Origin of the sequence: Micromonospora sp. CPCC 205739, from assembly GCF_036906795.1 — a bacterium.
Lineage (GTDB): Bacteria > Actinomycetota > Actinomycetes > Mycobacteriales > Micromonosporaceae > Micromonospora.
Genome location: NZ_JBAKHS010000007.1, coordinates 46352 through 70226 on the forward strand (window position 1 = coordinate 46352; position 23875 = coordinate 70226).

Sequence of the window (23875 nt, forward strand, 5' to 3'; positions counted from 1 at the left end):
GGGCACCCTGCCCCCCTTCCGCCGGCCGCTCCCCACCAGGGAGCGCACCCCGGCTGGAAACAGCCCCTGGGAGTCTGTGTGAAGAACCTCCGTCGCAAGACACTGGCTGCCGCGTCCGCCGTGACCCTCGGTGTCGGCCTCGCCGTCACCGGTGGGCTGGCCCCGGCGACGGCCGCCGGCCCGGACACCACGTTCCTGGTCCTGGCCCCGCAGGGTGCCACCACCGGGAAGGCGGCGGCCCGCGTGGCCGCGGCCAAGGGCACCGTGGTGGCCACGTACGACCAGATCGGCGTGCTCGTCGTCCGCTCGACCAACCCCGACTTCGTCACCGACGTGGCGGGTTCGGGCGTCGAGTCGGTGGCGTCCACCGCCGGGCTGGGCACCGCTCTCGAAGAGGGCGAGACCGTGGAGGTCTCCGCGGCCGAGGCGGCGAACACCACCGCCGACCCGACCAAGGAGCCGCTCTTCGGCCAGCAGTGGGACATGCCGATGATCGACGTCCCGCAGGCCCACGCCGTCAACGCCGGCAGCGCCGACGTGGTGGTGGGCGTGCTGGACAGCGGCATCTCCAGCAGCCACCCCGACCTGGCCACCCAGATCGCCAAGGACAAGAGCACGTCCTGCCTCGGCGGCACGGTGGACACGGCCGAGGCGGCCTGGAACCCGACCACCTCCGACCACGGCACCCACGTGGCCGGCACCATCGCCGCCGCCGTCAACGGCGTCGGCGTGACCGGTGTCGCGCCGGGCGTCAAGGTCGCCGCGGTGAAGGTGGTCAACGACGAGGGCTACATCTTCCCGGAGGCTGCGGTCTGCGGGTTCATGTGGGCCGCGGACCACGGCATGCAGCTGACCAACAACAGCTACTACATCGACCCGTGGGAGCTGAACTGCCGCAACGACGCACGCCAGCGTCCGGTGTGGCAGGCGGTCCAGCGGGCCATCCGTTACTCGTCGAGCAAGGGCGTGCTGAACGTGGCGTCCGCGGGTAACTCGAACTACGACCTCGCGCACAAGATCACCGACGACGGCAGCCCGAACAACGGCACGCCGGAGACGCGCGAGAACCTCACCAACGCCTGCCTCGACCTGCCGGCCGAGGCGCCGGGCGTGGTGACCGTCTCGGCGGTCGGCCCGACCGGGGCGAAGAGCTACTACTCGTCGTACGGCCAGGGGGTCATCGACGTGACGGCGCCGGGTGGCGACACCCGCTTCCGCACGCAGGGCGCCCGCTCCACCCTCACCGACGGCATTCTGTCGACCACCTTCAACACGGCGACGAAGACCAACGGTTGGGGCTACAAGCAGGGCACCTCGATGTCCGGCCCGCACGCCGCCGGCGTGGCGGCGCTGGCGGCGTCGGCGCACCCGGGCATGAGCCCGGGCCAGCTGGCCGCGTTCCTGGAGCGCACGGCCGAGGCGCAGTCCTGCCCGGAGGGCGTCTACAACCCGGTGCCGCTGATCGCGGCCGGCCCCACTGCCTACAACGCGACCTGCTCCGGCGGCGAGCGCAACGGCTTCTACGGCGCCGGCATGGTCAACGCGTACAACGCGGTGAAGTAGCAGCAGCACGGCACGACCAGTGGTGGGGCCCGGCGGAACACGCCGGGCCCCATCCGTTTTCGCAGCTCACCCTCGGGGTACCGGGTCAGACGTCAGTCGAACAAGGAGGTCTGCCGGTGTCCACCGATGCCATCGTCCTGCTCAAAGAGGACCACAAGGAGATGCGCCGCCTCTTCAAGGAGTTCCAGAAGGCCGAGGAGGGCCCGGCCAGCAAGCGCCAGCAGCTGGTGAGCCAGATCCTCGAAGCCCTGACGGTGCACACCTACCTGGAGAACGAGGTGATGTACCCCGAGGTCCGCAAGCTCCTGCCGGACCTGGAGGACGACATCCTCGAGTCGTACGAGGAGCACCACGTCGCCGACCTGCTCTGCGCGGAGCTGGCCGCGATGGACGCCTCCGACGAGCGCTTCGTCGCCAAGACCACGGTGCTGATCGAGAACGTCGAGCACCACGTCGAGGAGGAGGAGCAGGAGTGGTTCCCCAAGGTGCGCGAGGCGCTCGGCCGCAACCAGCTCCAGGAGATCGGTGAGCGGATGATCGCGATGCGCAAGGACGCCCCGCGTACCCCCACCGCCCCGAAGGCGATCAAGAAGGCCGTCGACGCGGTGACCGCCTGAGCGAGTCCCGCACGGGGCCCGGCCGTCGGCCGGGCCCCGGCGCACGTCACCAGGCGGTCGGCGGCACCCCGTCCGGCGCCGGCAGGATCTGCCGCACCCGCCCCGGGGGTACGCCCCGGCGCCGCCACTCCCGGGGGTAGCCCACCGAGACCTCCTCGAAGCGGACCCCGTCGTGCCAGGTGGTGCGGGGGATGTGCAGGTGCCCGTAGACCACGGCGGCGGCGTCGAAGCGGCGGTGCCAGTCGACGGTGGCCTCGGTGCCGCACCACTGGGCGAAGATCGGGTAGCGCAGCACCCGGGTCGGCCCCCGCACCAGCGGCCAGTGGTTGACCAGCACGGTCGGCAGGGCCGGATCGCGTTCGGCGAGCCGCCGGGCGGTCTCGGCGACCCGGGCCGCGCACCACTCGTGGCGGCTCGGGTACGGATCGGGGTGCAGCAGGAACTCGTCGGTGCAGACGATCCCGGTCCGGTACGCCTCGGCCAGGGCGGCCTCGCGGGTGTCGAAGCCCTCCGGCCGCCAGCTGTAGTCGTAGAGCAGGAACAGCGGCGCCACCAGCACCGGCCCGCCCGGCCCACGCCACACCGGGTACGGGTCCTCCGGGGTGAGCACGCCCAGCTCCCGGCAGCGGCGTACCAGGTGCTGGTAGCGGGCCACCCCGCGCAGGGTGACCGGGTCGCCCTGCGGGGTCCACAGCTCGTGGTTGCCGGGCGCCCAGAGCACCGTGTCGAACCGCTCGGCCAGCAGGCCCAGCGCCCACTCGACGTCGGCGGCCGTGTCGCCCACGTCCCCGGCGACGATCAGCCAGTCGCGGGGGGAGGCCGGTTGCAGCGCCTCGACCAGCGCCCGGTTCTCCGCGTACCCGACGTGCAGGTCGCTGATGGCGACCAGGCTGCCGTCGATCTCCTCGGCTGGCATCCGCCGATCGTACGCAGCCCGCGCCGCACGCGGGGTACGCGCGACGGCGGGGCTCAGTCGGCCGAGCCCGGCTCGGCCATCTTCCGGTGCTGCTCGGACTTGAGCCGGTCCGGGGTGAACCGGGCGGCGGCCGCCTGCACCTTGTTCTTCAGCGAGCCGGCGACGACCTTCTCCTCGCCCTTCATCATCGCCGCGAAGCCCTGCGCGGCGACCGTCGCCGGGTCGTCCTTGCGGCCGGCGCCGACCCGGGTGTCCTCCATGTCGGCCCGCTCGAAGAACTTCGTGTCGGTCGGGCCGGGCATCAGCGAGGTGACGGTGACCCCGGTCTCCTTCAGCTCGTTGCGCAGCGCCTCGGCGAAGGACTGCACGAACGACTTCGAGGCGTTGTAGACCGCCTGGAAGGCCCCCGGCATGGTCGAGGCGATCGACGAGGTGAACAGCACCCGGCCGGCGCCACGCTCGACCATCGCCGGCAGCAGCCGCTTGGTCAGGTGCACGGTCGAGGTGACGTTCACGTCGATGATGTTCAACTCGTCGCGCAGGTCCGTGTCGCTCACGAACGCCCCGCCGGCGCCGCGCCCGGCGTTGACGGCCAGGGCGTCGACCGGCCGTCCGGTCGCGTCGACCGCCTCCGCCAGCGCCTCCACTCCGTCGAAGGTGGCCAGGTCCACCCGGACCGGCTGGACCTGGGCGCGGCCGTCGCGGCGCAAATGCTCCGCCGCCTCCTCGATGCCCGGGTCCTCGGCGGCGATCACCACGTCGTACCCATGCTCGACGAACTGGACGGCCAGCTCGTACCCGATGCCGCTGGAGGCCCCGGTGACCACGGCCAGCGGCCGTCCGGTGGTCGGTGCGCTCATCTGCCTGTCTCCTCTCGTGTGCGGACCGCGCGTGCCGACACGGCCCTACCCGGTGCTGTGCCCGCGTCCGGCGCGCCCAACCACGCCGGTCCCGGCGAGGTCGGGCGGGCCCTGCCACGGCGACCCGGTAGGATCGGCGCGGGCCGTGACTGGCGCGTGGGGATGGAGCACCATCGGGAAGCGGTCCCGTCATGAGGACGCACGCCGAGCGCCTGGGCCTTCCGCACGTCTGTAGGAGGTCGCATGTCGCTGAACGCCGAATCCACCGCTTTCCGCAGCGCGCTCGAGGTGATCCGCGCCGTCGAGCCCCGGGTGGCCGACGCCATCGGCGCCGAGCTGGCCGACCAGCGCGAGTCGCTCAAGCTCATCGCCAGCGAGAACTACGCCTCCCCCGCCACCCTGCTGGCCATGGGCAACTGGTTCAGCGACAAGTACGCCGAGGGCACCGTCGGCCGCCGCTTCTACGCCGGCTGCCAGAACGTCGACACCGTCGAGGCGCTCGCCGCCGAGCACGCCCGGGAGCTGTTCGGCGCCGCGCACGCGTACGTGCAGCCGCACTCCGGCATCGACGCCAACCTGGTCGCGTTCTGGGCGATCCTGGCCGACCGGGTGGAGTCCCCGGCCCTGAAGAAGGCCCAGGTACGCCACGTCAACGACCTCACCGAGGCGGACTGGTTCGCGCTGCGCCGGGAGCTGGGCGACCAGCGGATGCTCGGCATGTCGCTGGACGCCGGCGGCCACCTCACCCACGGTTTCCGGCCGAACATCTCCGGCAAGATGTTCGACCAGCGCAGCTACGGCACCGACCCGGCCACCGGCCTGATCGACTACGACCGGGTGGCCGAGGCGGCCCGGGAGTTCAAGCCGCTGATCCTGGTCGCCGGCTACTCGGCGTACCCGCGGAAGGTGAACTTCCGGATCATGCGGGAGATCGCCGACTCGGTCGGCGCCACCTTCATGGTCGACATGGCGCACTTCGCGGGCTTGGTCGCGGGCAAGGTCTTCACCGGCGACTTCGACCCGGTGCCGCACGCGCACATCGTCACCACCACCACCCACAAGTCGCTGCGCGGCCCGCGCGGCGGCATGGTGCTCTGCGGCCCGGAGCTGGCCGACCAGGTGGACCGGGGCTGCCCGATGGTGCTCGGCGGCCCGCTGCCGCACGTGATGGCCGCCAAGGCCGTCGCCCTGGCCGAGGCCCGCCGCCCGGACTTCGCCGACTACGCCCAGCGCATCGTCGACAACGCCCAGGCGCTCGCCGAGGGCCTGCTGCGCCGGGGCACCAAGCTGGTCACCGGCGGCACCGACAACCACCTGGTGCTGCTCGACGTCTCCGGCTACGGGCTGACCGGCCGGCAGGCCGAGCAGGCGCTGCTGGACTCGGGCATCGTCACCAACCGCAACGCGGTCCCGCAGGACCCGAACGGCGCCTGGTACACCTCGGGCATCCGGATCGGCACCCCGGCGCTGACCACCCGGGGCCTCGGCGCCGCCGAGATGGACGCCACCGCCGAGCTGATCCACACCGTGCTCAGCCAGACCAAGGCCGGCGCCAACCCGGACGGCACCCCGTCGAAGGCCAAGTACGTCCTCGACCCGGCGCTGGCCGACAAGATCGGTAAGCAGGCGAGCGAGCTGCTCACCGGCTTCCCCCTCTACCCCGCCGTCGACCTGGGCTGACCCGCCCGCAACTCCCGACGCCCCGTCCGGCCCCGCCCGGCGGGGCGTCGCCGTATCCCCCGCCCTCTCCCCCGACCTGCCCCGTTCCTCTCTCCGGCCCGCCCCGGTGATCAAGAAGTTTGCGTCCCGGGAACGCGCTCTCCCGGACGCAAACCTCTTGATCACCGAGCCCTCGGCCGTGCGCGGAGCTGGCCGCCACCGCCGTCCCCGGTGGGGTGCGTCGGGCGGGCCGGGTCAGGGGGTGTGGTGGGCGCGGTGGCGCAGGGCGCGCAGGCGGTGCAGGACGTCGGTGCCGCCGCCCCGGCCGAAGTGGTCGTGCAGGGCGCGGTACTCGGCGTACAGCTCGTCGTAGGCGGCGGCGCGCGCCGGATCCGGGTGGAACGTCTCGCGGTGCCCGGCGGCCATCGCCGCCGAGGCGGCCGGCACGTCCGGGTACGCCCCGCCGGCCACCGCGGCGTGGATGGCCGCGCCGAGCGCCGCCGGGTGCGCCGCGTCCAGCACGTGCAGCGGCCGGCGCAGCACGTCGGCGTAGATCCGCAGCAGCAGCCGGTTGGCGGTGAGCCCGCCCGCCGCGGTCAGCTCGCGCACCGGCACCCCGGCGGCGGTGAACGCCTCCACCACGGTCCGCGCCCCGAACGCGGTCGCCTCCAGCAGCGCCCGCCAGATCTCCTCCGGCCGGGTGGCCAGGGTCAGCCCGACCAGCACCCCGCTCAGCTCGTGGTCCATCAGCACCGAGCGGTTGCCGCTGTGCCAGTCCAGCGCCAGCAGCCCGTGCCCGCCCACCGGCTGGTCGGCGGCGAGCGAGTCCAGCAGCTCGTACGCGGTGATGCCGCGCCGCCGCGCCTCCTCGGCGTACCCGGCGGGCAGCCCCCGGTCGACGTACCAGGCGAAGATGTCCCCCACCCCGCTCTGCCCGGCCTCGTAGCCCCAGCTGCCGGCGGTCACCCCGCCGTCGACCACCCCGCAGATGCCCGGCACCTCGTGGCAGGTGTCCGAGTTCATGATCAGGCAGGTGGAGGTGCCGAGCACCGCCAGCATCCGCCCCGGCGCGACCGCGCCGGCCGCCGCGGCCGTGACGTGCGCATCGATGGCGCCGACCGCCACCGGGGTCCCCTCCGGCAGGCCGGTCCAGCCAGCCGCCTCGGCGGTCAGGGTCCCGGCCCGGGCGGCCAGCGGAGCGATCGGCCCGTCGACCTTCGGCAGCAGGCCAGGCAGGGCCGGATGGAGCGCGGCGAGGAACCCGGGCGCGGGATGGCGGCCGTCCTGGCGCAGCCCCTTGAAGCCGGCGGCGGAGACGTTGCGGGTCTCCCGCCCGCAGAGCCGCCACACGATCCAGTCGGCCGCCTCGATCCAGCGCTCCGCCCGGTCGAAGACCTCCGGGTCCTCCTCCAGCAGTTCGAGGGCCTTGGCCAGCTGCCACTCCGCGGAGACCCGCCCGCCGTAGCGGGCCAGCCAGGTTTCGCCGCGCTCCCGGGCGAGGGCGTTGATCCGGTCGGCCTGGGGCTGGGCGGCGTGGTGTTTCCACAGCTTCGGCCAGGCGTGCGGCCGGTCCCGCAACCGGGGCAGCGCGCAGAGCGGGGTGCCGTCGGCGAGCGTCGGCAGCACCGTGCAGGAGGTGGCGTCCACCCCGATGCCGACCACGTCGCGCGGGTCGACCCCGGCGGCGGCGAGCGCGGCGGGCACCGCGACCCGCAGCACGTCGAGGTGGTCCTCGGGATCCTGCAGCGCCCAGTCCGGCGGCAGCGGGACGCCGTCGGGCAGCCGTTCGGTGAGCACCCCGTGCCGGTACGCGTGCACCGCGCTGCCCAGTTCGGCGCCGTCGGGCACGGCGACCACCACCGCGCGCCCGGAGAGCGTGCCGAAGTCGACGCCGACGGCGTACCGCTGTGCCACCGATTCCCTCCCGTCGCCGCGCCCGGAGCCTCCCCGGCCGGGAGGTCACGCTAGCAACAACGGGAGGTGAACGGCCGGTGCCGGCTCAGTCGATCGGCCGTTTGAGGTGGTAGCGGTGCACCTCGGTGCTGCCCTGCACGTTGTTCACGTCCTCCCCGGCGGAGACCAGCTCCCAGCCCTCCCGGCCGGCCCGGTTGAGGTGCGCGATCGCCGTGTCGCCGTAGGCCGTGATGTCTTTGCGCGAGCCGTCCGGGCCGTACCAGACGAACGAGACGTGGAAATTGCGTCCCTGCCCCTGGTAGCGGCGGACCAGCAGGGCGTACTCCCAAGCGACCATGGCGTCCATTATGGCTGTCCGATGGGGAGCGAGCAGCCACGGGGGGTGGTGGATCGGCGACGGTGCGGTGTCATCCGGTGGGCAGCGGCGCGCGGTCGAGTTCGTCGGCGACCAGGGCGGCGAGCCGGTCCAGGCCGACGTCGATCTGGTCCGGGGTGACCGCGCTGACCGACAGGCGCAGCGAGTTGACGGGAGCCCCATCGTCGTAGAAGTGCGCCATCGGGGTCCACAGCACGCCGTACCGCTCGGCCGAGCGGCGCAGCAGCGCGTCGTCGACCGGGAACGGCACGGTGACCACCACGAAGAACCCGCCGGCAGGCGCGTTCCAGCGCACCGGCGAGGGGGCGGGGAACCGCCGGGCCAGGCCGGCGAGCAGGTGGCGCAGGTTGCGGCCGTACGCCGCGCGCTGGCGGACGGTGGCGGTGACCAGCGAGCAGTCGTGTTCCAGCAGCGCCCCGCCGACGATCGCCTGGGCCAGCGGCGAGGTGTTCACGGTGACCATACTTTTGATCTTGGCGAGCTGGTCGGCGAGGAGGCCGACGGCGCCGTCCGGGCCGGTGACCCGCTGGTCGGCGACCACGTACCCGACCCGCGCGCCGGGCAGCACGGTCTTGGCGAACGAGCCGAGGTAGACCACCCGACGGCCGGTGTCCAGCGCCTTCAGGGTGGGCAGCCGGCCCTGGTCGCCCGCCGGGAAGAGGCCGTACGGGTTGTCCTCGATCAGCAGCAGTTCCTCCTCGGCCGCCAGGTCCAGCAGCCGGCGCCGGTCGTCGAGGCTCATGCTGGCCCCGGAGGGGTTGGCGAAGTCGGGCATCACGTAGCAGGCCCGGGGTCGCCGCCCCTCGGCGCGGGCCGCGCGGGCCCGGGCGCGCAGGTCGGCCAGGTCGACCCCGGCCGGGCCACCGGCGACCGGGTGCACCGGCAGGTCGAGCAGGCGGGCCGCGCCGGTCAGCCCGACGTACGTCGGGGCCACCGCCAGCAGCACGTCCCGGGGCTCGGCGCGCAGCGCGCGCAGGACCAGGAACATCGCCTCCTGGCAGCCGGCGGTCACCACCACGGACTCCGGGTCGACGTGGACGCCCTCGTCGACGGCGAGGTTGCGGGCGACGAGGTGGTGCACGATCCCCTTGGTGCGGCCGTACTGGAACAGCGTGCGCCGGACCTGCTCCGGATGCTGTCCCAGGTCCTCGGCGAGGTGCCGGCGGAACCGCGCCAGCCACCGGGGCGGCGCGTCGTCGTCGAAGAACTCCTCGTAGGGCCGCCCGGCGGCGAGCGAGACCGCCTCGGGCCAGTGCTGGGCGACCTCGTTGAGGAAGTTCATCGAGTTCAGGGCCGGGTCGTCGACCGCCGGGTGCAGGTCGGCGAGGCCCAGGTCCACCGGTTCGCCCACCGTTCAGCCTCCCGTCATGGTGCGCAACCGCCGGGCCTGCTCCGGGTCGGCGCACCCGCTGAGCGTGAGGGCGTCGCGCAGCTCGGCGGCGAGCAGCGCCAGGGCCGCCTCCGCGCCGGCCCGGCCGCCCGCCGCCAGGGCCCAGAGCATCGGCCGGCCCACCAGCACGCCGGTGGCGCCGAGGGCGAGCGCCCGCAGCACGTCCGTGCCGCTGCGCACGCCGCTGTCGAGCAGCACCTCGGCGCGGCCGTCGACCGCGGCGACCACCTCGGGCAGCACGGCGGCGGTAGCGGGAGCGCCGTCGAGCTGCCGGCCGCCGTGGTTGGAGACCACCACCGCGTCCGCGCCGACCTCCACCGCCCGCACCGCGTCGCGCGGGTCGAGGACGCCCTTGACCAGCAGGGGCACCGGGGTACGGTTCCGCAGCCAGTCGAGGTCGCCCCAGGTCAGCGCGGGCGCGAAGACCGCGCCGGTGTGCGCGGCGATCGCCGACACCCCGGGGGTGCCGGTGTGCGCGAGGTCGTCCCGGCCGCCGGGCAGGTTCGCGGCGGTGACGTGCGGCGGCAGCGCGAAGCCGTTGCGCAGGTCGCGCCGCCGCCGGCCGAGCACCGGCACGTCGACGGTCACCATCAGCGCGGCGCAGCCCGCGGCGTGCGCCCGGTCCAGCAGCTCGGCGACCAGCCCCCGGTCGCGCAGCCAGTACAGCTGGAACCAGACCGGCCCGTCGCCGGCGGCGACGACCTCCTCGATCGTGCTGCTGCTCAACGTGCTGAGCGCGTAGGGCACCCCGGCCGCGCCCGCCGCCGCCGCCAGCGCCAACTCGCCGTCGGGGTGCAGCAGCCGCTGGTACGCCATCGGCGCCACTGCCACCGGCATCGCCTGCTCCCGGCCCAGCAGCGGCGCCGCCGTCCGGGGCTCGTCCACCCCGGTGAGCATCCGGGGCAGCACGGCGACCCGGTCGAGGGCGGCCCGGTTGGCGGCGAGGGTGGTCTCGGCACCGCTGCCGCCGTCGACGTAGTCCCAGACCCCCGGCGGCACGGCCGCCCGGGCCGGCTCGGCGAAGTCCGCCAGGCTGACCGGCGGCCGGTCGTCGGTCGGGCCCGCCGGTGCGGGCCGGGTCGTCGGCAGGTCGGAGCGCACCAGTTCAGCCACCGGCCGGCCCGCCCGTCCCCGTCGCGACGCCGGCGGCCAGGCCACGGCCCGACTCCCCACCGGCCCGTCCGCCTAGGGAGGTACCGGCGGCACGCTCGCCGTCCGGCCGCGCGCCGTCGGGCCCACCGTAGAAGCGGTCCCGCAGGAACGTGGCGGCCTCGTCCTGCGCCCGGCGACCCGCGTCGAACGCGCCGGGCATCGCGAAGAATCCGTGGATCATCCCGGGATACCGGCTCAGGGTCACCGGTACGCCCGCCGCGCGCAGCCGCTCGGCGTAGCGCTCCCCCTCCTCGCGCAGCGGGTCGTACTCGGCGGTGATCACCAGGGCCGGCGGGAGGCCGGAGAGGTCGTCGGCGAGCAGCGGCGAGGCGAGCGGGTCCGCCGCGTCGGCCGGGTCGGGCAGGTAGTGCCGCCGGTACCAGTCGACGGAGTGCCGGTTGAACAGCAGCGGGTCCTCGTCGCCGGCCGGCGCGCGGTCGGCCCGCTGGTCGGTGTTCGGGTAGACCAGCAGTTGGCCGGCGAGCCGGGGGCCGGCGGCGCGGGCCAGCAGGGTCACCGCCGCGGCCAGGTTGCCGCCGGCGCTGTCGCCGCCGACGACGAGGCGCTGCGGGTCCGCCCCGAACTCCTCGGGATGCGCGGCGATCCACGCGGCGGCGGCGTGGCAGTCGTGCACCGCGGCCGGGAAGGGATGCTCGGGGGCGAGCCGGTAGCCCACGGTGACCACCTGGCCGCCGGAGGCGTTGGCCAGCCGTCGGCAGATGCCGTCGGCGGTGTCGATGCCGCCCAGCGTCCAGCCGCCGCCGAAGAGGTACAGCAGGGTGGGCAGCGGGCCGTCGCCGGCCGGCCGGTACACGCGTACCGGGAGGTCGCCGGCGGGGCCGGGGACGTGGGTGTCGCGTACCTCGTGGACCGGCTCGACGTCGCCGCCGCCGGCGCGGATCGCGGCCAGGTCGGCGGCGCGGGCCTCGGCGAGGGTCTGGGTGTACAGCGGCGGCGTGCCGGCCGCGGCCCGCGCGGCCCGGTACGCCACCACCTGGGGGTCGAGGGGCATGCCGTCTCCTATCCGCCGGTCGAGACGAAGAGCTTGTCGATGCCGCGCAGGAAGAGGCTCCCGCTGTAGCTCGGGGTGCGGGTGACCGTCAGCCGCGGGAAGCGGGCCAGCAGCCGGGGCAGGGCGATGCGGCCCTCCAGCCGGGACACCGCGGCGCCCAGGCAGAAGTGCGGGCCCAGGCCGAAGGCGAGCGAGGGCGGCCCGTCGCGGCGCGGGTCGAACCGGTCCGGGTCCGGGAAGCGGGCCGGGTCGCGGTTGGCCGCCGCGATCATCAGCAGGACGTTCTCGTCCCGCGCGACGGGCACCCCGCCGAGTTCGGTGTCGTGGGGCGCGGCCCGGGCCAGGAAGTGCACCGGGGTCTCCATCCGCAGCACCTCGTCCACGCAGCCCCGGGCGAGCGCGTCGTCACCGGGCAGCGCCGCGGCGACGTCCGGGTGCGCCAGCAGCAGCGGCAGGCCGTTGCTGAACATGTAGACGGTGGTGACGAAGCTGGCGTTGAAGAGCACGATCAGGTTGCCGATCAGCTCCTCCTCGCTGAGCGCGACGTCGCCCGAGTCCACCGCCTCGACCAGCCCGCTGATCAGGTCGTCGCCGGGCCGCGCGCGGCGGTGCGCGATCAGCTCCCGGTAGTAGCCGCGCAGTTCCTCGGCGGCCTGGTTGGCCAGGGCGAGGCGCTGCGGGGTCTTGCCGGCCACGTCCAGGAACTCGTCGATCCGGTCCACCCGCTGCCGGTACCAGGACAGGTCGGCTTCGGGCAGGCCGATGAACTCGGCCATCACCAGCGCCGGCGCGGGGTACGCGAAGTCGGCCACGAAGTCCGTCTCGGTGCCGTCGGCGCCCGCCTCGGCCATCCGGTCCAGCAGCGTGTCGACCACCCGGACGATCACCGGTTCGAGGGCGCCCAGCCGGCGCGGGGTGAAGGTCTTGGCGAAGACCGCGCGCATCCGGGTGTGGTCCGGCGGGTTGACGAACATCATCGAGGACTGGAGGGTGCGCAGGATCTCCTGCTCCTGCCAGCCGGGCGGGGCCTGCTTGTACCACTGCGGGTCGCGCAGTACCTGGGAGACCAGGTCGTACCCCACGGCGACGGTGGTGATCGTGCTGTGCTCGGCGCGGCTCGGGACGGTGCTGATCGGACCGTGCCGGTGCAGGGCCGCGTACCACGGGTAGGGGTCCTGCCGACCCTGCTCGCCGTAGAGCCCGGTCAGGATCTCGTCGACGTCCACGGTGCTGCCTCCTCCCCAGGATGGACGGTGGGGCGGCGGGTCACCCCGCGGCCCCACCGGTGTCACAGGCCGAGCAGTCGCAGCGGTACGGCGTCCGCCATCGCCTGGTTGCCGGCGTCGTTCGGGTGGATGTGGTCTCCGGAGTCGTACGCGGGCAGCAGCCGGCTCGGCTGTGCCGGGTCGCGCAGCACCGCGTCGAAGTCGAGCACCCCGTCGAACTCACTCGCGCCCGCGCCGCGCAGCCAGTTGTTGACCGCCTGCCGGGTGGCGTCCTTCTCGGGCGTCCACACCCCCGGGTTGCCGTGCCCCTCGTACGGCGTCAGGGTGGCCGCCAGGCTGCGCAGGCCACGCGCCTTGACCTGCTGGTTGACCTGCCGCAGCGCGGCGATGATCTGCTCGGCGGAGTCGTTCGACATCCAGATGTCGTTGATGCCCAGGTGGGTGACGACGGTCTTCACCCCGGTCTGCGGGAAGACGTCCTCGTTGAGCCGGGCGAGGGCGTTCGGGCCCAGCTCGTTGTAGCCGGGGAAGCCACCGGCGCCCGGCTCCGGGCCCTCGTGGTTGAGCCGGTTGCCGGCGAGGCTGAGGTTGAGCACGCCGGGGGTACGCACCTCGGGCCGGGCGTCGACCAGCCGGTCGGCGAGCAGGTCGGGCCAGCGCTTGTTGGCGTTGACCGTGCTGCCGTTGCCGTCGCCGATCGAATCGCCGAGGACCACGATCGAGCCCGGGGTGTGCCGGCGCTGCACGTCGAGGCCGGAGAGGAACATCCAGCAGCAGTTGGGCCGGATGGTGAAGCCGGCGCCGTCGGCGGCGGTGGTCAGGTCGGTGGCGCCGATGAAGTTGGTGACCTTGGACTGGCCGTGGAAGGTGACCGGCCCGGTGAGCACCGGGAAGTGCAGGGTGACGACGAGATCCTCCTGCTCCCGCACGGTGAAATCGAGCGGGTCGCTGAGCAGCTCGGCGCCCTTGTTGATGGTGGCCGAGGTCGCGCCGCCGAAGGTCAGCTCGCGCAGGGTGCCCGCGTCGATGTCGGACCGGTCGTCGGCGGTCGCGGTGTTCGGCCGGGCGACGGTGGCGTGGCCGACCTTGACGGCCTGGTCGCCGTAGAGGTTGGTCAGTCGGACACGCAGCCGGTCACCGCCGACGCTGGTGTGCACGATCATCCGGATGCTCTGGTTGTTGAGACCGGTGTTGGTCAGGCCGACGGTGTTGCCGCGGGTGACCGCCGCGGCCCAGGTGCCCGCCCACTCGACCCGCCCGTGCCGGGCGCTGTCGGTGTCGGACGGGCCGGCGCTGGCCACCACCGCCGGGGTGGCCACGACCAGCAGGGTGGCCGCGGAAGCTATGACGTGCCATCTCTTCGGGGTCGACATGGAACCTCCATCGTTGGCAGCCCAGGGATCGGCGTCCATGATCGGCACCGCCCGGACGATGGTCCAGAAACCTAGCCGCTGGCGCTGACGGGCGTCAATCAACCCGATCGACCCCATCAAATGTCCGGCGGGAGCCCTCGGACACCGTTCGGCCCTGTCGTGCTGGGACGTCACGCCCCTAGGCTCAGGACCGGCGGCGGTGCGGTCGCCATGCCGCGTACTCCGCCGCGTCCCGGGCTCTGACCTGCCCGGATGCCATTGTCTGCCGGTCGCCGCGACGCGTCCCACCGGGCAGGTCGCGCCGGCCGCCACGCATCGACTGGGGGCTGCGCGATGACCGATCGACCGACCAGCTACGTGCACCAGGCGTTGGACTTGTTCGCCGGTTTCGGTGAGCGTGAGGCACTGGTCGGCGACGGCCGGCGGCTCAGCTACGCCCAGGTCGCCGACGAGGTGCGCGGGTTGGCCGGCGCGCTCGCCGGGCACGGCGTACGGCCCGGCGCGGCGGTGCTGGTGATGCTCGGCAACGCGGTCGAGGGGCCACTGCTCCAGCTCGCCCTGCACCTGCTGGGCTGCCGGACGATGTGGATCGCCCCGGTCACCTCGCGCCGGGAGATCGACGAGTTCGTCCGGCTGGCCCGCCCCGACGTCTTCGTGCACGACGCCCGGGCCACCGACGCCCTCGGCGCGCAGATCGCCGCCTCGCTGCCCGGGGTGCCGGTGCTGCGCCTCGGCGCGGAGCTCATCCCCGGCGCCCCGGCCGACCTGCCCGCCGCCGCGTCCGCGCCGGAGTCGTTCCTGCAGACCAGCGGCACCACCGGCACGCCCAAGCTGGTGCACCACCGGGAGAGCTTCTACCGGCAGATCCTCGCCCTGGCCGCGGACTTCCGGGCGGCCGGGTTCCCGCTGCTGCGGCACCTGTCGCACTCGCCGATGTGGCTGGCCAGCGGGCAGATCACCACGCTGTTCAACCTCTTCACCGGCGGCGTGCTCTTCCTGCGCCAGCAGTGGGACCCGGTGGCGTTCATCGGCACCGTCGAGCAGGAGCGGATCAACTCCACCTTCGTCACCCCGCCGATGCTCTACGAGGTGCTCGACCACCCGGCCCTGGAGGGCGCGGACTTCTCCGCCATGTTCATGTTCAACGTGGGCGCCGGGCCCGCCGCGCCGGCCCGGCTGCGGCAGGCGATCACCCGCTTCGGCCCGGTCCTGCGCATCGTGTACGGGCTCAGCGAGGCCGTCGTGATCACCGCCCTGCCCGGCCTGACCGACGACCCGGCCCACCCGGAGCGGCTGCGCTCCTGCGGCAAGCCGTACGGCGACGTCGCGATCGAGGTCCGCGACGCCGACGGGCGGGTGCTGCCGGTCGGCGCCGACGGCGAGGTGTGGGTCCGCACCAACCTCAGCTTCGCCGGCTACCACGGCCAGCCGGAGCTGACCGCCGAGACGCTGGTCGACGGCTGGGTGCGCACCCGCGACATCGGCCACCTCGACGACGAGGGTTACCTCTACCTGGTCGACCGGCTCCAGGACCGGATCCTCACCCGGCAGCGCAGCTGGCCGATCTACTCCCGGCCGATCGAGGACGTCCTCGCCGGCCACCCGGGGGTACGCGCCGCCGCGGTGATCGGCGTGCCCGACCCGGTCGCCGGTGAGCTGCCCTACGCGTACGTGGTGCGCGCGCCGGAGTCCACGGTCTCCGGCGAGGAGCTGATCGGGCTGGTGACCGCCGAGCTGAGCGAGACCTGGGCGCCCGGCGGGGTGGAGTTCCTCGACCGGCTCCCGCTGAACCGCTCGGCCAAGGTGGACAAGCTGGCCCTGCGGTCCCGGCACGCCGCCGCGCGGCCACCCGCGCCGCACGCCGACGAAGCGGGGATCGGCAGCCGGGCGTGACGCCGCGCCGGGAGCTGACGGTCCTGGTCGCCGCGGACCTGATCTCCAACCTGGGCAGCCGGATCTCGGTGGTGGCGATCCCCTGGCTGGTGCTGGAGACCACCGGCAGCCCGACGAAGATGGGCCTCGTCGCGGCGGCGGAGACGCTGCCGTACCTGCTCTCCAGCGCGCTGGCCGCGCCCTGGGCCGACCGGTTCGGGGTGCGCCGCACCTCGATCGTGGCCGACGCGGCGAGCGCGGTGGCGATGGCGGTGGTCGCGCTGGCGCCCTGGCTGGGCTTCGGGGCGCTGGTCGCGCTGGTCGCGGTCGCCGGGGGGCTGCGCGGCATCGGCGACCGGGTCAAGCACGTCATGTTCCGTCCGGCCGCGCAGCGCGCCGGGGTGCCGCTGATCCGGCTCACCTCCGCCTACGACGGGCTGGTGCGCGGGGTGACACTCTTCGGCGCGGTGCTCGGCGGGCTGCTGATCGCCTGGGTCGGGGTGACCCGGGCGATCTGGATCGACGCGGCGACCTTCGCGGTGTGCGCGCTGCTGATCGGCGTCCTCGTGAACCCGCCGGCACCCACCGAGCCGGCGCCCCGGGAGAGCTACCTGCGGGCGCTGCGCGGCGGCTTCGGCTACCTGCGCACCGACCGGATGCTGCTGACGATGCTGGTGGTGGTCTCCGCGCTGAACATGTTCGCCAACGCCAGCGTGGCGGTCTACATCCCGCTCTGGGTGGCCGAGGTGTTCGGCGACCCGGCCGGCTTCGGCCTGGTGCTGGGGGTCTTCGCCGGCGGAGCGCTGCTGGGCAACGTGCTCTTCACCGCCGCCGGGCCACGGCTGCCGCGGCAGCTCACCTTCGCGGTGGGCGCGGCGGCCAGCGGTACGCCCCGCCTGCTGGCGCTGGCGGTCAGCGACGAGCTGGTGGTGGTCCTCGCCGTGACGTTCCTGTCCGGGATGGCGATCGCGACGGTCAACCCGCTGCTCGGCGCGGCGCTCTACGAGCGGGTGCCGGAGGCGTTGCAGACCCGGGTGATCGGCATCGCCGGCTCGCTGGCCTTCCTGGGGCTGCCGGTCGGCGCGCTGTTGGGTGGTTGGACGGCGGCGACGTTCGGGCTGATCCCGGCGCTGTGGGTGATGTCGGCGGCCTGCCTGGTGGTGACGGTGGCTCCGCTGCTGGTCGGCGCGTTGCGGCCGGGGGCTCGGGAGCCGGTGCCGACGGTGCCGGCGCGGAGCTGATCGCGGATGCCCGGCGGGTGCGGCACGCCCCAAAGCGCCTCACGCTGAGTAAACGTTACATCTACTATCCGACAGTTTATTTGGTGCCCCGGTCCATGTCGCCTGGCGGCGAGAGCTGTCGATACTGCGTGAGCCCTCGTCCCACGTGTGCCGCCGTAAGGGGTCTCGACCATGTGGCATCCTCCCCTCCTCGGGTTCCGCCTCCACGCTCTGACGAGCCGATGGACCAGGCTGCTGGCCGTCCTCGCGGTGCTCGCCCTCGTCTCCTCAGGACTGTCCGCTTCGGTCGCGCGCCCCAGACCGGAGGGCACCAGCGCCCAGTCGGCGACCACGCCCGGCCCGGCCTGCGGCGAGAGCGCCGGCACCGCGGCGGTCACCAAGGTGGCGGCGTCCCTGCCCGACTACCAGCAGGTGGTCGCGCCCGGCACGACCGCCACCGTCTCGTACGGCGGGGCGAAGCTGGCCATCGGGCCGAAGGCGGTCCGGCTGCCGACCGGGATCGGCGTCACCGTCCTGCCGCCGGGGCTGACCCCGAAGCTGGACAGCGGCATGACCAACGTGACCGGCAAGACGAAGGGCGGCGGGTACCGCTTCACCCCGCACCCGCAGCAGTTCGCCGCCGCCATCCAGGTCACGCTGCCCTACGACCCGGCGCTGCTCACCGAGGAGTTCACCGCCCAGGACATCTACACGTACTTCTTCGACGACGTGCAGACCTGCTGGCAGGTCCTGGAGCGGGTGTCGGTGGACGAGGTCAACCACACCGTCACCTCGCTGACCGACCACTTCACCGACATGATCAACGCGACCGCGACGGTGCCGGAGCACCCGGAGGGCGTGCAGTTCAACCCCAACCAGATCAAGGGCATCCAGGCCGCCGACCCCGGTGCCGGGATCAACCTGATCGCCCCGCCGTCGGCGAACAACCAGGGTGAGAACCACCTGGCGTACCCGATCCAGGTGCCGCCGGGCCGGCAGGGCCTGACCCCGCAGCTCGGTCTCTCGTACAGCTCCTCCTCCGGCAACGGCTGGACCGGCGTCGGCTGGGACCTCTCGGTGCCCAGCATCTCCGTGGAGACCCGGTGGGGCGTGCCCCGGTACGCCGCCGGCACCGAGACCGAGACGTACCTGCTCAACGGCGAGCAGCTCACCCCCGTTGCGCACCGCGGCGCACCGGTGGCCCGCAGCGCCGAGAAGGTCTTCCACACCCGGGTCGAGGGCAGCTTCGCGCGGATCGTGCGGCACGGCACGAACCCGAAGAACTACACCTGGGAGGTCACCGACAAGAACGGCATCCACTGGCACTACGGCGCGGTGGCGGGTGCCCCCGGCCCGGCCGCCGACGCCAGCCTGGCCGACGACGCGGGCAACGTCTTCCTCTGGTCGGTCCGCGAGGTCCGCGACCCGCGCGGCAACGTCATGCGCTACCACTACGCGAAGGTGGACGACACCGGCCTGGCCGGGGGCAGCGTGCCGGGCCGCAACCTCTACGTCGAGAAGATCACCTACACCGGCCACGGCAGCGACGAGGGCCGGTACGCGGTCAGCTTCGACCGGGACCGCGAGCGGGGCGAGGCGCTGCGTACCGACACGTCCATCGACGCCCGGGGCGGCTTCAAGCGGGTCACCGCCGACCTGCTCCGCGAGGTGAAGGTCACCCTCGACGACAGCCTGATCCGCCGCTACGAGCTCACCTACAAGCGGGGCGCGTTCGCCAAGACGCTGCTCGACGCGGTGATCCAGTACGACGCCGACGGCCACGAGTTCAACCGGCACCGGTTCAGCTACCACGACGACATCCGCGACTCCTCCGGGCAGTACCAGGCGTTCCGGTCACTGCCCTGGACCTCACCCGGCGACGGGCTGAGCAGCGCGGCGTTGAACCTCACCCCGGAGCAGGCCGGCAACGCCAGCGCGCTGAACGCCAACACCAACACCAGCGGCGGCGGCCACCTCTACGTCGGCGTGGGCAGTTCGCCGAGCAAGTCCGGCTCGGTCGGCGTGAAGGTCGGCTTCAGCCACGGCAGCGACAAGGGCCTGCTGGCGCTGGTGGACGTCGACGGCGACTCGCTGCCCGACAAGGTCTTCCGCGACGGCGGCTCGGTGAAGTACCGCAAGAACCTCTCCGGCCCGACCGGCGAGGCCACCTTCGCCGCCCAGGCCCAGCCGCTGAACCTGCCGGGGATCATGGGCGAGTCCAGCAACACGCTGACCCTGGGCGTGGAGGGCTACCTGGGCGCGGCCGCCGCCCAGCTCGACTACGTCAACTCGTTCGCCACCACCGAGCAGTACTTCAACGACGTCAACGGCGACGGCATCCAGGACCTGGTCAACGGCGCCAGCGTGCTGTTCGGCCGGGTGGGCGCCAACGGCGTCCCGGTCTACGGGGTCAGCGGTGACACCCCCGTCCCGATCGGCCAGGGCGAGGTCGACGCGACCGGTCTGTTCGACTCGTTCAACGCCGACCGGGACCGGATGACCGACTCGTTCCCGCTGCTGGACAGCGTCCGCCGGTGGGTGGCGCCGTACGACGGCACGGTCAAGGTCGAGGGCGCGGTGCAGCTGGCCCCCGGCACCGCCGCCGCGCGCGCCGAGTCGCGGACCGCCGACGGGGTCCGGGTGGCGATCCAGAAGGAGGGCGCCGAGCTCTGGTCGGCGCGCATCGAGGCGGACGACGACGGCGCGAAGACGCCGACCGGCGTGGACGCGGTCACCGTGTCGCGCGGCGACCGGCTCTATTTCCGGGTCGGCTCGGCGGCCGACGGCGGACTCGACGAGGTCACCTGGGACCCGAAGGTCAGCTACGTCGGCGTGGGCGACCCGCTGGACGTCAACGGCCTGCCGTCGTACCGCTTCCAGGCCTCGCGCGACTTCACCCTGGGCGGCCGGGCCGCCACGGTGAAGGTGCCGCTGACCGGCACCATGCACCTCTCCGGCGACCTGGTGAAGTCCGGCGCCACCTCCGACGACGTGACCGTGCTGATCACCCGCAACGGCACGCCGGTGCTGGAGCAGACGCTGGCCGCGGCCACCACCGGCAGCGTGCCGGTGAACCTGGACGTCGATGTGCAGCAGGGACAGACGCTGCAGTGGCGGATCCGGGTCGACTCCCCGGTCGACGTGGACAAGCTGGCCTGGACGCCGCGCGCCTACTACACGGCCGCGCCGGGCGTCGACCGGCTCACCGACGCCAACGGCAAGCCCTTCATCGACGTGCGCCCGCCGTACGCCCTCGACCTGTACCCGGTCGACGGGCTGACCGCGCCGCAGCCGGCGTACACCGTGACCAGCGGTGGGACGCTGAGCGTGGAGCCGACGCTGAGCTTCGCCTTCGGCGCCGAGCACCCCACCGCCCGGGTGGCGTTCACCGTCAAGCGGCGCGGCGAGCTGGTCGCCAAGCGGTTCTTCCAGGTCACCAACGGGGTGCTGACCTCGCCGGGGGCCTTCGACATCAGCGCCGAGACCGGCGACGAGCTGTGGTTCGACTTCAGCACCACCGACCCGAAGCTGCGCGCGTTCCTCACCGGCCGGTCGGTCACCGTGTCCGGGTCGAGCGCGCCGAGCGCCTTCCACAGCTCCGCCGAGGAGGGCGCCTTCCCGCAGCCCTACCGGGGTTGGGGCGCGGTCGGCTACAACGGCAACAAGGACCGGGCCACCCAGCCGATCGCCCAGGACGACCTGGTGGTCGACGAGAACTACGGCGACCAGCTGCCGGACAGCGTCGACCCGCAGGCGCAGAAGGACGCCTTCGCCGCCGACCCCCGGGTCGACCCGCCGAAGGTCACCCCCTTCACCCCGTCGCCGCAGGACGGGCGCTGGGGCGCCGGCGAGCATTCCTGGATCGCCCGGAGCAGCGTCAGCAGCTCCCGGCTCGGCGGGGGCTCGATCAACCTGCCCCGGCCGCAGGACTTCGCCGGGTCGACCGCGGTGCCCCGGCTGTCCCGCTCGCAGCAGGTGTCGCTGACCGGCAGCGTCGGCGGCGGCATCGGGTCGATCGGCGGCAGCCTGGCCACCGGTGACAGCACCGGGCAGGTCGACTTCCTCGACCTCAACGGCGACCAGTTCCCCGACGTCGCCGGGGCCGGCGCGGTGCAGTACACCGACCCGGACGGCGCGCTCGGCGACACCCGGGGCACGCTGCCGGACGGGGCGGTGCGGCGCAGCACCAACGTCTCCGGCAACGCCAGCGCCGGCAGCGCGGCCCGGACCATCTCCACCGGCCGCGGCCACGACAGCCCGCCCGGCACCTCGGCGGCCACCAGCGCCCAGTCCGGCAACGACATGCCCCCGCTGGGCGTGGGCGGCAGCTTCGGCGGCACCCGCTCCGACGGCGCGTTCGACCTGCTCGACGTCAACGGCGACAGCCTGCCCGACCGGGTGTACGAGAACGGCAAGGTGGCGCTCAACCTCGGGTACGCCTTCGCCGCCGCCGAGCAGTGGCGCAACCCGGCCGGCCTGAACAAGGGCAGTGGCACCAACGCCGGGCTGAACATCGGCTTCAACACCGACTTCTACGGCTTCGCCGGTGGCGCCTCGTTCAGCCAGGGCCGGTCCTCCTCGGCCGGCACCCTCGCCGACATGAACGGCGACGGTCTGCTGGACCAGGTCCTCTCCGGGAGCCCGATCCGGGTCGGCTTCAACACCGGCAACGGGTTCGAGCCGCCGGTGCCGTTCCACGGCAGCCTCGCCGACGTCAACGGCGACCGCAACGCCAAGCTGGGCGGCGGCGTCTACTTCACCTTCGGCATCTGCTTCACCGTGGTCTGCGTCGTGATCAACCCGGGCGCGGACATCGCCACCGGCGCCAGCCGTACCGAGCAGGCGCTGCGGGACATCAACGGCGACGGGTACGCCGACCACCTCTCCTCCACGCGGGACAACCAGCTCGTGGTGGCGGAGAACCGGACCGGCCGGACCAACCTCCTCGCCGCCGTGGACCGGCCGTTGGGCGGCCGGATGGAGTTCGACTACAGCCGCGACGGCAACACCTACGGCCAGCCGCAGTCGCGCTGGGTGCTGTCGAAGGTCTCGGTGGACGACGGCCGGCCCGGCGACGGCCAGGACGTGCAGCTGGTCACCTACGACTACGAGGGCGGCGTCTACGACCGCCGGGAGCGGGAGTTCCGCGGCTACGGCACGGTGGTGGAGAAGCACCGCGACCACGCCAACGGCGACGCGGTGGGCCGCAGCGTCACCCGCACCTACCGCACCGACAGCTTCTACACGAAGGGGCTGTTGGAGAAGGAGCTGACCGCCGACAGCGCCGGCAAGCCGTACCAGGAGACGGTGCAGACGTACACCGCCCGCAACGTCTCGTCGCCGGGCTCGCCGGCCGACCTGGCCAGCACCACGGCGACGCTCTTCCCGCAGAACACCCGCACCGACGTGAAGCACCACGAGGGGGCGGCCAACCCGGGAAAGGGCACCCACGTCACCCGGGAGTACGACGACGTCGGCAACCTGACCCGGCAGTTCGACGCCGCCGAGGCGGGTCCCGGCGACGACCTCGACGCGCGGATCGTCTACACCGCGCAGGACCCGGCGTGCCAGGCGGCGTACCTGGTCGGGATGCCGAAGCAGATCGACGTGCGCGGTGACGGGACGCTGATGCGGCACCGCGAGTCGACGATCGACTGCACCACCGGCGACCTGACCCAGGTGCGCGCCGCCCTCGCCGACGGCACCACGGCCACCACCGACCTGGAGTACTTCGGCGACGGCAACCTCAAGTCGGTGACCGGCCCGGCCAACAAGGCCGGCCAGCGCTACCGGCTGGACTACACCTACGACGACGTGGTCAACACGCACGTCGAGTCGATCACCGACAGCTTCGGCTACCGGTCGACGGCCACCCACAACCTGAAGTTCGGCCTGGTGGAGACCACCACGGACTTCAACAAGCAGCAGATCCGCAACACCTACGACGCGGTCGGGCGGCTCGACCAGGTCTCCGGGCCGTACGAGATCCCGGAGAACCGGTTCACCATCGACTTCGAGTACCACCCGGAGGCGGCGTACCCGTACGCGGTGACCCGGCACGTGGACCGGCAGGCCGACGGCAGCGTCCGCGACGACACCATCGACACGATCACCTTCGTCGACGGCCTGAACCGCACCACCCAGACCAAGAAGGACGCCGCCGTGCCGGCCACCCCGGACGGCGCGCCCCAGGACGTGATGGTGGTCTCCGGGCGGGTCGCGTACGACTTCCTCGGCCGGGCGGTGAAGAGCTGGTACCCGGTCACCGAGCCGAAGGGCCCCGGCAACCTCGCCTTCAACCCGGCGTACGACCCGGTCACCCCGACCGAGGTGCGCTACGACGTGCTGGACCGGACCATCCGCACCACCTTCCCGGACGGCACCGCCACCACCATGGAGTACGGCTTCGGCCCGGACCGGGACGGGGTGACCCAGTTCGAGACGGTGGTCACCGACGCCAACGGCAAGTCCAAGCGCCCTACACCGACGTCCGGCAGATCACCACGGCGGTCAAGGAGTTCAACCCGGCCGGCGGCCAGCCGGTCATCTGGACCAGCTACCGCTACAACCCGATCGGCGAGCTGGTCGCCGCGATCGACGACAAGGGCAACGTCACCCGCTCGACGTACGACAACCTGGGCCGGCGGACGTCGCTGACCAGCCCCGACTCGGGCACCGTCACCTCCACCTTCGACCTGGCCAACAACCTGGTCCGCAAGGTCACC

General features: G+C 73.3%; 14 protein-coding genes, 1 pseudogene and 1 riboswitch. Of the genes and pseudogenes, 6 read left to right on the top strand and 9 right to left on the bottom strand.

Going from position 1 to position 23875, the window contains the following annotated elements:
• Positions 1-78 precede the first annotated feature (78 nt).
• The gene (locus tag V6U88_RS12585; RefSeq protein ID WP_334452642.1) at positions 79-1563 is read left to right on the top strand and encodes a S8 family peptidase; all 1485 of its coding nucleotides are present in this window, start codon (positions 79-81) and stop codon (positions 1561-1563) included.
• 116 nt (positions 1564-1679) lie between these two features.
• Positions 1680-2180, top strand: coding sequence for a hemerythrin domain-containing protein (locus V6U88_RS12590; RefSeq protein WP_334452643.1), 501 nt, complete (start codon positions 1680-1682; stop codon positions 2178-2180).
• A gap of 46 nt (positions 2181-2226) precedes the next feature.
• On the opposite strand, the gene V6U88_RS12595 is transcribed toward V6U88_RS12590, so the two are convergent.
• Positions 2227-3096, bottom strand: coding sequence for a metallophosphoesterase family protein (locus V6U88_RS12595; RefSeq protein ID WP_334452645.1), 870 nt, complete (start codon positions 3094-3096; stop codon positions 2227-2229).
• A 53-nt stretch (positions 3097-3149) separates the two neighbouring features.
• Positions 3150-3956 (bottom strand): SDR family NAD(P)-dependent oxidoreductase, encoded by an 807-nt coding sequence (locus tag V6U88_RS12600; RefSeq protein ID WP_334452646.1) that lies wholly within the window; start codon positions 3954-3956, stop codon positions 3150-3152.
• 135 nt (positions 3957-4091) lie between these two features.
• Positions 4092-4181, top strand: a riboswitch (ZMP/ZTP riboswitch).
• Positions 4182-4199: 18 nt separating this feature from the next.
• Here V6U88_RS12600 and V6U88_RS12605 point away from each other — a divergent pair.
• Complete coding sequence (locus V6U88_RS12605) at positions 4200-5636, top strand: glycine hydroxymethyltransferase (protein WP_334452648.1); 1437 nt, start codon at positions 4200-4202, stop codon at positions 5634-5636.
• A 234-nt stretch (positions 5637-5870) separates the two neighbouring features.
• Here V6U88_RS12605 and araB read toward each other — a convergent pair whose 3' ends face one another.
• The 7 genes and pseudogenes from araB to V6U88_RS12640 form a co-directional block, all read right to left on the bottom strand.
• Entirely contained in the window at positions 5871-7529 is a 1659-nt protein-coding gene (araB, locus tag V6U88_RS12610) for a ribulokinase (protein ID WP_334452649.1), read from the bottom strand.
• A gap of 85 nt (positions 7530-7614) precedes the next feature.
• On the bottom strand, positions 7615-7875 hold the full coding sequence (locus V6U88_RS12615; RefSeq protein WP_334452650.1) for a hypothetical protein: 261 nt from the start codon (positions 7873-7875) through the stop codon (positions 7615-7617).
• Between the two features lie 61 nt (positions 7876-7936).
• Positions 7937-9256 (bottom strand): aminotransferase-like domain-containing protein, encoded by a 1320-nt coding sequence (locus tag V6U88_RS12620; protein WP_442934621.1) that lies wholly within the window; start codon positions 9254-9256, stop codon positions 7937-7939.
• Between the two features lie 3 nt (positions 9257-9259).
• Positions 9260-10384, bottom strand: coding sequence for an alpha-hydroxy acid oxidase (locus tag V6U88_RS12625; protein ID WP_334453033.1), 1125 nt, complete (start codon positions 10382-10384; stop codon positions 9260-9262).
• A gap of 154 nt (positions 10385-10538) precedes the next feature.
• A pseudogene (locus tag V6U88_RS12630) lies at positions 10539-11459 on the bottom strand (alpha/beta hydrolase); the annotation flags it as partial.
• Positions 11460-11467: 8 nt separating this feature from the next.
• The gene (locus V6U88_RS12635; protein WP_334452651.1) at positions 11468-12685 is read right to left on the bottom strand and encodes a cytochrome P450; all 1218 of its coding nucleotides are present in this window, start codon (positions 12683-12685) and stop codon (positions 11468-11470) included.
• Positions 12686-12747: 62 nt separating this feature from the next.
• Positions 12748-14031, bottom strand: a complete 1284-nt coding sequence (locus V6U88_RS12640) for an SGNH/GDSL hydrolase family protein (protein ID WP_334453035.1) — start codon at positions 14029-14031, stop codon at positions 12748-12750.
• A gap of 360 nt (positions 14032-14391) precedes the next feature.
• On the opposite strand from V6U88_RS12640, the gene V6U88_RS12645 reads away from it, so the two are divergent.
• From V6U88_RS12645 to V6U88_RS12655, 3 genes are all read left to right on the top strand, one after another.
• Positions 14392-15951, top strand: coding sequence for a class I adenylate-forming enzyme family protein (locus V6U88_RS12645; RefSeq protein ID WP_334452652.1), 1560 nt, complete (start codon positions 14392-14394; stop codon positions 15949-15951).
• The gene (locus V6U88_RS12650; RefSeq protein ID WP_334452653.1) at positions 15948-17171 is read left to right on the top strand and encodes an MFS transporter; all 1224 of its coding nucleotides are present in this window, start codon (positions 15948-15950) and stop codon (positions 17169-17171) included. Before V6U88_RS12645 ends, V6U88_RS12650 begins: the two co-directional genes overlap by 4 nt.
• Before the next feature lie 171 nt (positions 17172-17342).
• On the top strand, positions 17343-23807 hold the full coding sequence (locus V6U88_RS12655; protein ID WP_334452654.1) for a SpvB/TcaC N-terminal domain-containing protein: 6465 nt from the start codon (positions 17343-17345) through the stop codon (positions 23805-23807).
• Positions 23808-23875 lie beyond the last annotated feature (68 nt).